This window comes from Limnobaculum parvum, assembly GCF_003096015.2.
Lineage (GTDB): Bacteria > Pseudomonadota > Gammaproteobacteria > Enterobacterales > Enterobacteriaceae > Limnobaculum > Limnobaculum parvum.
This window is the reverse complement of sequence record NZ_CP029185.2, coordinates 867,710-881,955: the sequence shown is the minus strand read 5'-3', so window position 1 is coordinate 881,955 and position 14,246 is coordinate 867,710. Positions and strand designations below refer to the sequence as shown.

The window sequence follows — 14,246 nt, the reverse complement described above, 5'->3', positions numbered from 1 at the left end:
ATAGCTATTCCGTCTAACCTTTAAAAACAAGGAAAATCAAACAGGCAAAAACCGGAATCGCAGCAGTCAGACTATCGATCCGATCGAGAACACCACCATGACCAGGAATCAAATGACCACTGTCCTTTATCCCGGCTTCACGCTTAAACATACTCTCGGTCAAATCGCCCAACACAGAGGCTAACACCGCCAGTACTGAACTGATGAGTAACGTATTAAAAGAGATATACAGCGGTGCATACAAACTAAACAACCACGCCAACAGCGCAGATGAGACTAATCCGCCGACTAGCCCTTCCAGCGTTTTGCCCGGAGAAACTTTAGGTGCCAGTTTATGTTTGCCGAACAGTCGACCAAATGCATAAGCACCGGAGTCAGCACCCCAGACCAAGAACATAACGTACAGCAACCACCAGGCACCAGTATAGCTATTTTCTTCAAAACCATACTGGCGTAACGCCAACATACCCCAAAAAAACGGCACAATGGTCAAAACACCAAAAATCAAACGTAACAAACGGGAATGCTTCCAAAACTGTGCAGAAGCAGGATAAAACAGAACCATCAGCAGCGCCAGAACCCACCAGCCCAACGAAGCCAGCAGAAAACCTTCAACAACAGGATGTAATAGCAGAGGTAATGGTGAAGTATAGGTAGGCCAGTATAGCGCAAACAAACCACCCCCACAGATAACCGCCAGCGTAATGCGTTGCATTGGTGTTCCCAGACCAGCTAACTGTCCCCACTCCCAGGCAGCCAATATGCAAATCGCAATAGTCATAATGGCGAAAGGCAACGGCGGCAACATAAATAATGCTGCAATAACAAGAGGAATAAGAATCAACGCGGTAATGATGCGTGACTTTAACACGAGAACCTCCTACAGTTCTTTAATACTCGCGGGTTCAGTCCCACCAAAACGGCGTTCGCGTTGTGCAAATGCATTAAGCGCACCTTCAAAAACAAGTTCATCAAAATCAGGCCACAATACTTCCGTAAAATAGAGCTCCGCATAAGCTATCTGCCACAGCAGGAAGTTACTTATCCGATGCTCACCACCAGTCCTGATCACTAAATCTACCGGAGCCAGATCGCTCAGATTAATGTGCTGGCTCACCATGTGTTCGCTAATATCATCGGGCTCGATATCGCCGTTTTTTACCTGCTGCGCAATCTGCTGAACAGCCTGAATAATATCCCAACGCCCACCGTAATTTGCTGCAATATTTAATGTCAGCCCGGTATTAGCTTCAGTTATCGCCTCTGCGCGCTGAATACGCTCTTGTAAGCGTTCACTAAAACGCCCCGTATCACCGATAATTTTTAAACGAACATTATGTTTATGTAAGCTCTTTACCTCTTTGTCTAAAGCTCGGATAAAAAGCTCCATTAAGGCAGTCACTTCTTGAGGAGGGCGATTCCAGTTCTCGCTACTGAATGCATAAAGCGTTAGTGCTTCAATACCGTTATTAACGGCAAAACTCACAGCTCTGCGTACAGCTTTCGCACCTTCCTGGTGACCAAAAATTCTCATTTTACCTAGTTGCTTAGCCCAACGCCCATTGCCATCCATAATAATAGCAACATGACGAGGAACAAAGGCTTTCAGGTTATTCACTTGCTGCTTAGCGGGCGACATAACTTATTAAAATTCCTTAGCTAAAATTAGAGCAACCGTAAGAGACTGTTGTTTTGCTTGTGCAAAAAAGCCGTGAACGCTCCACGGCAAAGAAAACAGTTCGTTAACGCGCTTTTCTACCGCCCAAATCCATGGTTCGGATAGCTTAAACCGCATAATGAGACAAACTATACCATTTCGCCCGAATTGGAACAAATCAACCATTGTTAATGATTCCATGATGCAATAATGTGTTCTGCCTGCGCTCTGGCCCATGAATCTATCGCTAAAACCTCATCAATACTGTGAGGTTCCCCATGAACCAACGACGCCATCACTTGATGATTAATCGCGGCAATATCCGTAAACGCAATTTTACCCTGTAAAAATGCACCAACGCTACACTCATTGGCAGCATTCAACGTTGTGGTTGCTGCCTGACCGACATGGCTGGCTTCAATAGCCAACTTCAGGCAAGGATAGCGGTCAAAATCGGGCTGTTCAAAGGTCAAAGCACCAATGCTACAAAAATCCAAATGGTTAACGCCGGATGTCACTCTGTTTGGATAAGCCATCGCATGAGCAATTGGCGTACGCATATCTGGCGTTCCCAATTGTGCAATCACACTACCATCATGATAACGCACCATTGAGTGAATAACCGATTGAGGATGAATCAACACTTCCATTTGCTCTGGCAACGCATTAAATAACCAACGTGCTTCGATGTATTCCAGCCCCTTATTCATCATAGTTGCTGAATCGACAGAAATCTTGCGTCCCATCGACCAATTAGGATGAGCGCAGGCCTGATCCGGCGTCATATGTCTTAACTGTTCCACAGGCGTACTTCTGAAAGGCCCGCCAGAGCCGGTTAAAACGATACGGGTAATTCCGTGTTCTTCCAGTGAAGCACAACCGAGATCTCGTTGAATAACTTCCGGCATGCTCTGAAAAATAGCATTGTGCTCACTATCGATTGGTAAGAGTTGCGCACCAGACTGTGCAACGACATCCATAAACAGGCGACCACAAGTGACCAGCGATTCTTTATTTGCCAAGAGCACCTGCTTGCCCGCTCTTATCGCAGCCAATGTCGGTAATAGGCCAACGGCGCCCACAATCGCCGCCATCACTTGATCAACTTCGGTATCTTCAGCCAATTCGCAAGCAGCCCGAGTACCGCTAACCACTTCGGTCATCACCCCTTCAGATTTCAGGATGGTACGTAAGTGTTGTGCTGAAATTTCATCTGCCATTGAAGCATAACGGGGCATAAACTCCCGACACTGCTGCGCCATCTTTTCAACATTGCTACCGGCTACTAATGCAAACACACTGAATAAATGTGGATTTTCCCGGACCACCGATAAAGTACTGTGACCAATGGAACCCGTCGATCCTAGAATAGTTATTTTTTTCATTAGGCTAATTCATTATCACTGACAAATACGCTGGTATTTCGGCAAAAATACCCCTGCCGAAATTGAATGCTGCACATATTACTCTTTTCATAGAGAAGAGATCACTAATTAACTTAGTCAGGTGAGGCACGTCATCTCTCGTTTTGTAAAAAAAAAGCCCGGTGCTGATAACAGCCACCGGGCCATCGTTCAAAACAGAATCAGAACGCCATCAGTTCCGCTTCTTTCTCTGCTAATGCTTCATCTACTTTCTTGATATAAACATCGGTCAGTTTTTGGATATCATCCTGTGATCTACGCTCATCATCTTCGCTGATCTCTTTATCTTTCAGCAGCACTTTAACTTTATCGTTAGCATCACGGCGAACGTTACGGATAGAAACTCGACCTTGTTCCGCTTCGTTACGAACGACTTTAGTTAAATCTTTACGGCGTTCTTCGGTTAACGGAGGAAGAGGAACACGAATAACCGTACCCGCAGAAGAGGGGTTTAAGCCTAAATCAGCTGACATAATCGCCTTTTCAACCGCCGGGCCTAAGCTACGGTCAAATAGCGTAATCGCTAAAGTACGTGAGTCTTCAACCACTACGTTGGCTAACTGACGTAAAGGGGTTGCTGAACCATAGTAGTCAACTTGAATACCATCAAGTATGCTTGGATGAGCACGGCCAGTACGAACTTTGCTGATATGTGTTTTAAACATTTCCAGGCACTTTTCCATGCGTACCTGAGCATCTTGTCTAATATCGTTAATCACGTTGCTAACCTTTTAATGCTAGTAATATGGTGGGCCACGCCTTATGCACAGCCCGCGAATTAAGAAATTTGCCACTTTGCTTTAACACTCATCTTCAGCCTGAAGAGAAGCATACTATAAGCTTTTATTTGACCACCGCGCTGAATTATTCAGCCGGTTTGGTAATTAAAGTCCCTTCAGCTTCGCCCATGACTACACGACGCAAGGCTCCAGGCTTATTCATATTAAATACGCGGATCGGTAGATTATGGTCACGAGCCAGTGTAAATGCGGCTAAGTCCATCACTTTCAGTTCACGCTCTAATACATCCTGATAGGTCAGGGTTTCATACAGCGTTGCCTCTGGGTTTTTCACCGGATCGTCAGAGAACACACCATCAACTTTGGTCGCCTTCAATACGACATCCGCTTCAATTTCGATGCCGCGTAAACAAGCAGCAGAATCGGTAGTAAAGAATGGATTACCCGTACCCGCAGAGAAAATCACCACGCGACCATGACGCAACAGGCTGATAGCTTCCGCCCAGCTATAGTCGTCACAGACGCCGTTAAGTGGAATAGCTGACATCAGACGAGCGTTCACATAGGCACGATGTAGCGCATCACGCATAGCCAGTCCGTTCATTACGGTAGCTAACATTCCCATGTGGTCGCCTACTACACGGTTCATACCGGCCTTTGCCAAGCCTGCTCCGCGAAATAGATTGCCGCCACCAATAACCACACCAACCTGAATGCCCAGCTCAACCAGCTCTTTAATTTCTTGTGCCATGCGGTCTAACACACTGGCATCAATGCCAAAACCTTCGGAGCCCTGTAAGGCTTCGCCACTTAATTTAAGTAGGATTCTTTGATATACGGGTTTCGCGTTAGTCGCCATAGTCTCATTTCCTGGTCGGCTGTTATAATGGTCTGTTTATTCTAAAAAAACGGACCGACATGGTGATCGATCCGCCTTTATACATCAAGCTAAGTTTACTTAGTCATCGCAGCAACTTCTGCTGCAAAGTCTACTTCTACTTTCTCGATACCTTCACCCACTTCGAAGCGGGTAAACTGTACAACGCCAGCTTTATTCTCTTTCAGCAGATCGCCAACGGTTTTGCTTGGATCCATAACGAAAGCCTGACCAGTCAGAGAGATCTCACCGGTGAACTTACGCATACGACCTTCAACCATTTTCTCAGCGATTTCGCGAGGTTTTCCAGATTGCATAGCAATGTCGATCTGGATTTCGTGCTCACGAGTCACCACTTCAGCAGGTACATCGTCTGGAGAAACGAATTCAGGCTTGCTTGCAGCAATGTGCATAGCAACATGCTTAACCAGCTCATCATCAGTAGTACCGGTTGCAGAAACCAGAACACCGATACGAGCACCGTGCATGTAAGCACCCAGTCTGTCGCCTTTAACCAACATAATACGACGAATATTGATGTTCTCACCAATCTTCGCTACCAGCGCAGTACGCTGTTCTTCAAATTTTGCTTTTAATACTTCAACATCATCGATGTTTTCAGCCAGCGCTGCATCAACTGTTGCGTTAGCAAAAGCCAGGAAACCAGCATCTTTAGCAACGAAGTCAGTTTCACAGTTAACTTCCATGATGACGCCAACTTTAGCATCAGCAGCAATTTTAGTCAGGATAACGCCTTCAGCAGCTACACGACCAGCTTTCTTAGCCGCTTTAGCCTGTCCTGATTTACGCATGTTGTCGATAGCCAGTTCGATATCGCCATTTGCTTCAACCAGCGCTTTCTTACATTCCATCATACCGGCAGCGGTACGATCGCGAAGTTCTTTTACTAGAGCTGCGGTAATTTCAGCCATTCTCTTTATCCTCGGTTATTCTTTGTCGGATGTTCTTTGTTGTATAAACAAGCAAAAAGGGAGCCTGCAAAGGCCCCCTAACCAACATATCTAATACCTGGTTAATAAGGGCTCTCTAATGGAGCACACCTTATTACTCTGCTTCGATGAAGCTTTCTTCTACAACCTGAGCGCCTTGGTCTGAACGACCTTCACGTACGGTTGCAGCAACAGCGCCAAGGTACAGTTGTACTGCACGGATAGCATCATCGTTACCAGGGATAACGAAGTTAACACCGTCCGGATCAGAGTTAGTATCAACAACAGCAAATACAGGGATACCCAGATTGTTTGCTTCTTTGATAGCAATGTGTTCGTGATCGGCATCGATAACGAAAATTGCATCAGGCAGGCCGCCCATGTCTTTGATACCACCCAGGCTGTTCTCAAGCTTTTCCATTTCACGAGTACGCATCAGCGCTTCTTTCTTGGTCAGCTTATCGAAAGTACCATCTTGTGCCTGGACTTCTAATTCTTTCAAACGTTTGATTGACTGACGAACGGTTTTCCAGTTAGTCAGCATGCCACCTAACCAACGGTGGTTAACGTAGAATTGGTTGCAGCTCTTTGCAGCTTCTTTTACTGGCTCGGATGCAGCGCGTTTAGTACCAACAAACAGGATTTTGCCTTTGTGAGACGCGATCTTGCCTAACTCAGCCAGAGCTTCATTAAACATTGGTACAGTTTTTTCAAGGTTGATGATATGAACTTTGTTACGAGCACCGAAGATGAAAGGTTTCATTTTCGGGTTCCAGTAACGAGTCTGGTGACCAAAGTGTACGCCAGCCTTAAGCATATCGCGCATTGATACAGTTGCCATTATTACCTCTATGAGTAAAGTTTGGGGTTATGCCTCCACGTATCCCATAACGCCGACCCCTGAACAATGATATTCCGGAGCACCCCGCCGTATGTGTCGATACGTGTGTGTTATAACGTTGATTAATGTTAGTGGATATCTCATTGCCTAAGAACACAACAGAGTGATGTTAATAGTACGGATTTCCGGCGCGCTTTATACCATAAAAGTGGCAATTAATGCCACTACTTACTATTAGTCATAGCGAAAAAACTATGGGTGGAAGAAAAATAGTAACACCTCACACATGTTGACTCAGCGTGAAGTGCTACTGTTCACCTTAAGTCTAGTTTAGTTACGGATGATTTTCCCATCCTGATACACCCACTTACCATCTACCATGGTACGGACTACCTGACCAACCATCTCCATACCGGTAAACGGACAAGATTTACCTCGGGTCAACATCGCGTGTGGGTCAACAATCCACTCTTTTTTCGGATCGATAAGCACCAGATCTGCCAAGCCTCCAACGCTCAAGTGACCGCGATCTTTCCAATCGAACGCTGCCGCTGGGCCTGCCGTCATTTTCTGAATCAGTGCCTGCAAGTTCCATTGCTCGGTTTTAACCAGACAACTGTGCAACACGCTAAATGCGGTTTCAAATCCGGCGAATCCACAAGGTGCTTCATTAAACTCGCAGTCTTTCTCTTCATAAGCGTGTGGAGCATGATCGGTGGCAATGGCGTCTAAAGTACCATCCTTCAGGCCTTCAATTAATGCCACTATGTGTTCATTAGTACGCAACGGTGGATTAACTTTGAAAGCTGAATCGAAAGATTCAATCGTTTTATCCACCAAACACAGGTGGTGCGGAGTCACTTCGGCGGTAACTTTGATCCCCTTGGCTTTAGCTTCACGAATTAAATCTACCGCACCTTTACTACTCACATGGGCAATATGTACATGTCCGCCGGTCATTTCAGCCAGCATGATTTCACGAGATACTGCGATATTTTCCGCTTCCGCAGGACGACCTTTCAGGCCCAGCTTGGCAGAAACACAACCCTCATGCATAACGCCATCCGCTACCAAACAGCAATCTTCTGAATGGGAAATCACGGGCAGATTAAACATGCTGGCGTATTCCAGAGCAGCACGCATCAGGCGACCATCATTGACATAGTAACCGTCATCAGAGAACGCTCTGGCTCCAGCCTGAGCCATGTCACCAATTTCTGACAGCTCTTTACCCTCCAAACCTTTCGTCACCGCACCGGTAATTTCTACCCGCACTAAGGCATCAGTCTGAATTTTATATTTCATACCGGCGACAATAATCGCCTGATCGATAACTGGGCGAGTATTGGCCATGGTCAGAATCGTGGTAAATCCACCAGCCGCAGCCGATGCCGTACCGGTTAACAGGTCTTCTTTTGCCTCTTGCCCTGGTTCACGCAGGTGGCAGTGAATATCAATAAAACCGGGGCTGACAACCAGTCCGCTCGCATCAATCACGTCATCGCCCATTTCGGCACCCAGTGATTTTCCAACCGCAGCCACTTTTCCATTCGCAATGCGAATATCCATCACATCATCTAAACCATTAGCAGGATCGATCAGGTGACCATTTTTAATTAACCACTGTGCCATTATGCTTGTACCCCATCCGCTAAAGTTAAAGATAGAACTGCCATTCGGACTGCCACACCGTTATTCACCTGCTCTTCAATGGCCGAGAAGCGACCGTAAGCCACATCCGGTGAAATTTCCAAACCACGATTCATTGGACCCGGGTGCATCACTAATACATTCTCGTTTGCCAACTTCAGACGTTCGTCGTTAATACCAAAAATGCGGGCATATTCACGCGGCGTTGGAAATAACCCCTTCTTTTGGCGTTCTAACTGAATACGCAACACGTTCACTACATCTGCATCTGCAATAGCATCTTCTACACGGTGGTGAATGGTGACGCCCATCTCCAACATTTCTTTAGGAATTAAGGTCTTTGGCCCACCAAGATGAACTTTCGCGCCCATCTTCAGTAAACCCCAGATATTTGAGCGCGCTACTCGGCTATGCAAAATATCGCCTACAATAGCCACTTTTTTACCCGCTATTGAGCCATGATGCTGGCGAATGGTGAGTAAATCCAACAGCCCCTGAGTTGGGTGTTCATGAGCTCCATCACCGGCGTTAATTACGACAGCCTTAACATAACGTGTCGCATATTGAGCTGCCCCTTCCGCGCTATGACGCATGACAATGGCATCAACACCCATCGCCTGAACGGTTAACAGAGTATCTCTCAGGCTTTCGCCCTTTGCGACGCTGGAGGTTGAAGCGGCAATATTAATGACATCGGCACCCAGATATTTGCCGGCTAACTCAAAGGATGAGCGTGTTCTAGTACTATTTTCAAAGAAGACGTTAACGATTGCTTTTCCGCGCAAAGTAGACAACTTTTTGATGTCTTGCTTCGTTACCTTTTTCATTTCATCCGCGGTATTCAACACACGTTCGATATCAGCAACCGACATGTGTTCCAACCCTAAAATATGTTGGCCTCGCATTATGTTTTTCGCTCCTCTGTTGAAATTTGAATCAAAAAAAACCCCTAATCTAATACTTGTCAGTATCTGATTAGGGGTTGATATCAACCTTTTTCGCTATGTGTACTCTCATCCTGCTTTGCCCAATTTACTTTAAGTGATTTCAAAAAATCTTTTACCGCCCACTAAAAGATAAAAGATAACGCTTAAACCTTCTTAATTTACCAGACATATAGACCCAGTCAATATATATTAGCGAGTGTCATTCATTTATTATTTTTCAACACACATTACCCCTTATTATCGAAGGGTTATTGATACGATAAATTTGGTTCTCTTTTGCAGGACTGATACCATATTCAGATCGTGAATTGATTATCGTTGTCAGTTAACCCTGCGTCCTGTGCGCTTTGTTACGTGCTGACTCCTATCATTAGTGGACAATTTTATGGCTATATCTATCAAAACCCCTGAAGACATTGCAAAAATGCGTGTGGCTGGTCATCTAGCCGCCGAAGTATTGGAAATGATTGAGCAGTACGTTAAGCCTGGCGTAACAACCAGCGAACTGGATCGTATTTGCCATGACTATATTACCAACACTCAGCACGCTGTTTCAGCCTGCCTTGGTTATCACGGTTTTCCGAAATCAGTCTGTATTTCCGTCAATGAAGTGGTGTGTCACGGCATTCCCAGCGATGACAAAAAGCTGAAAGATGGCGATATCGTCAATATTGACGTGACGGTAATTAAAGAGGGTTTCCATGGTGATACTTCCAAAATGTATTTTGTTGGTAAACCAACCATTTTGGGTGAACGCCTGTGCCGTGTAACTCAGGAAAGTTTATATCTGGCTTTAAAAATGGTTAAACCTGGCATTCGCCTGCGTACCTTGGGTAAAGCGATTCAACAACATGTTGAGAGTCAAGGCTTCTCGGTAGTCAGAGAGTACTGTGGTCATGGCATTGGTGAAGGGTTTCATGAAGAGCCTCAGGTACTGCATTATGATGCGGATGACGGCGGCGTAGTGTTACAGACAGGCATGACCTTTACCGTGGAACCTATGGTTAACGCCGGTGATTTCCGTATTCGGACTATGAACGATGGCTGGACGGTAAAAACTAAAGATCGTAGTTTATCTGCACAGTATGAGCATATGATTGCCGTTACTGATACCGGTTGTGAAATTCTGACCCTGCGCAAGGATGACACGATTGAGGCGATTTTGACGCCAGAAGCCTAACTGTTTTTTAGTTGTTGTTTTTTGAATGGCTGACGCGAGTTGGCCATTTTTGTTATGGCCTATTGATGACGTTTTTTAAATTAACTCTGAGGGTATTTCAGCCGTAAAAAATCTCCACCCATATCAATTTAATACTCGGTCGGAAGACCTTCATTACCCCGTCTCAGAGTGCTTCGGGCCTAGCCCGCTTAGGGTGGTCTCTCCCTCAGCTTGATTCCGTCAAAGAATAAAATAATTAACCAAATGTTAGTTATTTTCATTCTCCTATCTCAATAATTGTGTTTTCTACGCTTTCATCTGGCGAATTTTAGGGTTTACAGGTAGCTTAAGTAGTAGTGAGTTGTCCGCCGTGGCAACGATTGATTATTTTGTGATTAACTCCGCTATCAGAAGGTTATTGTCACTATGTTTGAGCACGTTTTGCTGAAAAAACCCTGCGATCCTTCCTGTTTAAGTAACAGTGAATTGACGTTACCCAATCTGAAGCAAGAGTTAGAACGTTTTCAAGCTTGGTTGAAGCACGCTTTTGAAGCAAACGTCGCGGTTGATGAATTGCTTAAAGTTCGTTCTGACTATATAGACCACTTACTGCAACGGCTCTGGTTGTTTCATGGTTTCATTAAACCAACGGCCAAAGGGTTGGCGAACCGCAGTGGGTTAGCGTTAATTGCTGTCGGGGGATATGGCCGTAGCGAACTACATCCTCTTTCTGATATTGATATTTTAATTCTCAGTGACCAACCATTAGACGAAGAGCAATCCCAGCGAGTTGGTGAAATCATTACGTTGCTGTGGGATTTAAAGCTGGAGGTGGGCCATAGCGTACGTACGCTGGAACAGTGTCTGGAAGAGAGCATTGCCGATCTGACCGTAGCCACCAATCTGATTGAGTCACGATTAATTTGTGGTGATGTGGCGCTGTTTCTCTCATTACAAAAGCATATTTTCGGACAGGAGATCTGGCCATCGGATACCTTCTTTCACGCTAAGTGTCAGGAGCAGGAAGAACGCCATCTGCGCTATCACGGTACCAGCTATAATCTCGAACCCGATATTAAAGCCAGCCCCGGAGGTTTACGGGATATTCACACTTTGCTGTGGGTAGCTCGCCGCCATTTTGGTGCGACTTCTCTGGATGAAATGGTGAGTTTTGGCTTTTTAACCCCAGCAGAGTGTACCGAACTGGAAGAGTGCCAAGCTTTCTTATGGCGCATTCGTTTTGCCCTACATTTGATCCTGCCGCGCTATGACAACCGTCTGTTATTCGATCGACAACTCAGTGTTGCTACCCTGCTAGGGTATCAGGGAGAACGTAACCAGCCGATAGAACGTATGATGAAAGATTATTATCGCGTTACCCGACGGATTGCAGAGCTTAATCATATGCTTTTACAGCTGTTTAATGAGGCGATCTTAGCCGTTGACCATACCGACAAACCGCAAATTCTGGATGAACGTTTTCAGCTACGCGGTCAGTTGATTGATTTACGGGATCCTAATTTGTTTATTGAGCAACCGGAAACTATTCTGGGGCTATTCTACCGACTGGTGAGCAATCCTGATATTAAAGGCATTTACTCAACCACCCTGCGCCATCTTCGCTATGCTCGTCGCCATCTGAAGCAGCCGCTGTGCGAGTTACCCGCCGCTCGTCAGTTATTTATGGCTATTTTACGCCACCCCGGTGCCGTAAAACGAGCGATTGTGCCAATGCATCATCACAGCGTACTGGCGGCCTATATGCCACAGTGGGGGAAAATTGTTGGTCAGATGCAGTTTGACCTGTTCCATGTCTATACCGTTGATGAACATACTATTCGGGTGTTGTTAAAGCTGGAAAGTTTCGCCGATGAAGAGACGCGTCAGGCTCACCCTCTCTGCGTTGAGCTTTTTCCCCGTTTACCAAAACAATCGTTATTACTGATGGCGGCACTGTTTCACGACATTGCTAAAGGCCGTGGCGGTGACCATTCCACTCTCGGTGCGGAAGACGCTAAAGATTTTGCTGCATTACACGATCTCAACTCTAACGAAATTGATTTAGTCAGTTGGTTGGTTAAACAGCATCTGCTAATGTCAGTTACCGCTCAGCGCCGCGACATACAAGACCCGGAAGTCATTCAGCAATTTGCTGCCGAAATACAGACGGAAACGCGATTACACTATCTGATCTGCCTGACCGTAGCTGATATCTGTGCCACTAACGAACCCTTGTGGAACAGCTGGAAGCAGAGCCTGTTACGTGAGCTCTATTTCGCCACAGAGAAGCAACTACGCCGCGGCATGCAATATCGACCAGACTTAAGAGAACGCGTTCGACACCATCGAGCTCAGGCGCTGGCGCTATTGCGACGGGATAATATAGATGAAGCGGCACTGCATAATCTCTGGAGCCGATGCCGGGCCGACTATTTTCTACGCCATACACCGAGTCAGTTAGCTTGGCATGCTCGCCATCTGGTCAATCATAAATCTGATAAACCGTTGGTGCTTATCAGCCCGAGTCCTAACCGGGGGGGAACCGAAATCTTTATTTATAGCCACGACCGCCCCTATTTGTTTGCAGTAACCGTCGGTGAGTTGGACAGAAAAAACCTGAGTGTTCACGATGCCCAAATTTTTACTAACCGCGATGAAATGGCAATGGACAGCTTTATCGTTCTGGAACCTAACGGCAAGCCTCTAACACCCGATCGCCATCAGGCTATTCGTGAAGGATTGGAACACGCACTGACACAGCCTGTGTATGAACGCCCGCGTCCACGTATGCTATCTTCTAAACTTCGCCACTTTAATGTAGCTACTCACGTGACTTTCTTACGAGGCCATAGCGAACGCCGTACCTATATGGAGCTGGTCGCCCTAGACCAGCCGGGGCTGTTAGCCAGAGTGGGGGAGGTTTTTGCTGATTTAGGTCTATCGCTGCACAGCGCGCGCATCTCCACTATTGGCGAACGGGTTGAAGACTTGTTCATTCTCACAAACAGTGAACGAACAGCGTTATCTTCTGAAATTTGCGAACTTTTGAAACAAAGGTTGACAGAAACCCTGAATCCAACGGATAAATATGGCCTCCAATAATATTCCCTCAAATACACGACATCAGGAAAAGAGATGCAGCAGTTAAAAACCGTTATAGAAACCGCCTTTGAGCGCCGTGCTGAAATTACTCCGGCGAATGCAGATACCGTTCTTCGTGAAGCTGTTAAGCAAACTATTGCTAAATTAGACAGCGGTGAATTACGCGTTGCCGAAAAAATCAACGGTGAGTGGGTCACACATCAGTGGCTGAAAAAAGCGGTTCTGCTTTCGTTCCGTATTAACGAAAATGTCGTCATGGATGGCGCAGAAACCCGCTATTTTGATAAAGTTCCAATGAAATTCGCCGACTATGATGCAGCACGTTTTCAGCGGGAAGGTTTCCGAGTGGTTCCACCAGCCAGCGTTCGCCAAGGGGCTTTTATCGCCCGTAACACCGTGTTGATGCCATCCTATGTCAACATTGGTGCTTATGTTGATGAAGGCTCCATGGTTGATACTTGGGCAACCGTCGGTTCCTGTGCTCAAATCGGTAAAAATGTTCACCTATCCGGCGGCGTGGGTATCGGTGGTGTGCTTGAGCCACTGCAAGCGAACCCAACCATTATCGAAGATAATTGCTTTATCGGTGCCCGTTCTGAAGTCGTAGAAGGCGTAATCGTTGAAGAAGGTTCGGTGATCTCTATGGGGGTTTACATCGGCCAAAGCACACGCATTTACGATCGCGAAACCGGCGAAGTCCATTACGGACGAGTTCCGGCTGGCTCTGTCGTGGTTTCAGGCAACCTGCCGTCTAAAGATGGCAAATACAGCCTGTACTGTGCGGTTATCGTGAAAAAAGTCGATGCTAAGACCCGTGGTAAAGTGGGAATTAATGAGTTACTGCGAACCATTGATTAATCATTCTCGCTGACCTGAATCAAATTTAAAACGCGGACGAT

Annotated in this window: 12 protein-coding genes; 3 read left to right on the top strand and 9 right to left on the bottom strand. The window is 46.1% G+C overall.

What is annotated here, in order from left to right:
• Positions 1-13: 13 nt before the first annotated feature.
• The 9 genes from cdsA to HYN51_RS03270 all read right to left on the bottom strand — a co-directional run bounded on the left by cdsA (position 14) and on the right by HYN51_RS03270 (position 9,044).
• Entirely contained in the window at positions 14-871 is an 858-nt protein-coding gene (cdsA, locus tag HYN51_RS03315) for a phosphatidate cytidylyltransferase (RefSeq protein WP_108901542.1), read from the bottom strand.
• 9 nt (positions 872-880) lie between these two features.
• A complete protein-coding gene (gene ispU / locus HYN51_RS03310; protein ID WP_108901541.1) occupies positions 881-1,639 on the bottom strand; it encodes a (2E,6E)-farnesyl-diphosphate-specific ditrans,polycis-undecaprenyl-diphosphate synthase in 759 nt (252 codons plus the stop codon).
• Between the two features lie 206 nt (positions 1,640-1,845).
• Positions 1,846-3,042, bottom strand: coding sequence for a 1-deoxy-D-xylulose-5-phosphate reductoisomerase (gene ispC, locus HYN51_RS03300; protein WP_108901539.1), 1,197 nt, complete (start codon positions 3,040-3,042; stop codon positions 1,846-1,848).
• A gap of 200 nt (positions 3,043-3,242) precedes the next feature.
• Complete coding sequence (gene frr, locus HYN51_RS03295; RefSeq protein ID WP_108901538.1) at positions 3,243-3,800, bottom strand: ribosome recycling factor; 558 nt, start codon at positions 3,798-3,800, stop codon at positions 3,243-3,245.
• A gap of 145 nt (positions 3,801-3,945) precedes the next feature.
• Positions 3,946-4,680: a UMP kinase gene (gene pyrH / locus HYN51_RS03290; protein ID WP_108901537.1), complete on the bottom strand. Its 735-nt coding sequence runs from the start codon at positions 4,678-4,680 to the stop codon at positions 3,946-3,948.
• Between the two features lie 95 nt (positions 4,681-4,775).
• Positions 4,776-5,630, bottom strand: coding sequence for a translation elongation factor Ts (gene tsf / locus HYN51_RS03285; protein WP_108901536.1), 855 nt, complete (start codon positions 5,628-5,630; stop codon positions 4,776-4,778).
• A 133-nt stretch (positions 5,631-5,763) separates the two neighbouring features.
• Positions 5,764-6,489, bottom strand: coding sequence for a 30S ribosomal protein S2 (rpsB, locus tag HYN51_RS03280; protein WP_108901535.1), 726 nt, complete (start codon positions 6,487-6,489; stop codon positions 5,764-5,766).
• 330 nt (positions 6,490-6,819) lie between these two features.
• Entirely contained in the window at positions 6,820-8,121 is a 1,302-nt protein-coding gene (locus HYN51_RS03275; RefSeq protein WP_108901534.1) for a dihydroorotase, read from the bottom strand.
• Positions 8,121-9,044 carry an aspartate carbamoyltransferase catalytic subunit gene (locus HYN51_RS03270; RefSeq protein ID WP_108901533.1) on the bottom strand — a complete coding sequence of 308 codons (924 nt, stop codon included), beginning with the start codon at positions 9,042-9,044 and terminating at the stop codon, positions 8,121-8,123. The genes HYN51_RS03275 and HYN51_RS03270 overlap by 1 nt, the downstream gene beginning before the upstream one ends.
• A 427-nt stretch (positions 9,045-9,471) precedes the next feature.
• Here HYN51_RS03270 and map point away from each other — a divergent pair, with 427 nt between their 5' ends.
• From map to dapD, 3 genes are all read left to right on the top strand, one after another.
• Complete coding sequence (gene map / locus HYN51_RS03265) at positions 9,472-10,266, top strand: type I methionyl aminopeptidase (RefSeq protein WP_108901532.1); 795 nt, start codon at positions 9,472-9,474, stop codon at positions 10,264-10,266.
• Positions 10,267-10,671: 405 nt separating this feature from the next.
• Positions 10,672-13,347: a bifunctional uridylyltransferase/uridylyl-removing protein GlnD gene (gene glnD / locus HYN51_RS03260; RefSeq protein ID WP_108901531.1), complete on the top strand. Its 2,676-nt coding sequence runs from the start codon at positions 10,672-10,674 to the stop codon at positions 13,345-13,347.
• Between the two features lie 33 nt (positions 13,348-13,380).
• The gene (gene dapD, locus HYN51_RS03255; RefSeq protein WP_108901530.1) at positions 13,381-14,205 is read left to right on the top strand and encodes a 2,3,4,5-tetrahydropyridine-2,6-dicarboxylate N-succinyltransferase; all 825 of its coding nucleotides are present in this window, start codon (positions 13,381-13,383) and stop codon (positions 14,203-14,205) included.
• Positions 14,206-14,246 lie beyond the last annotated feature (41 nt).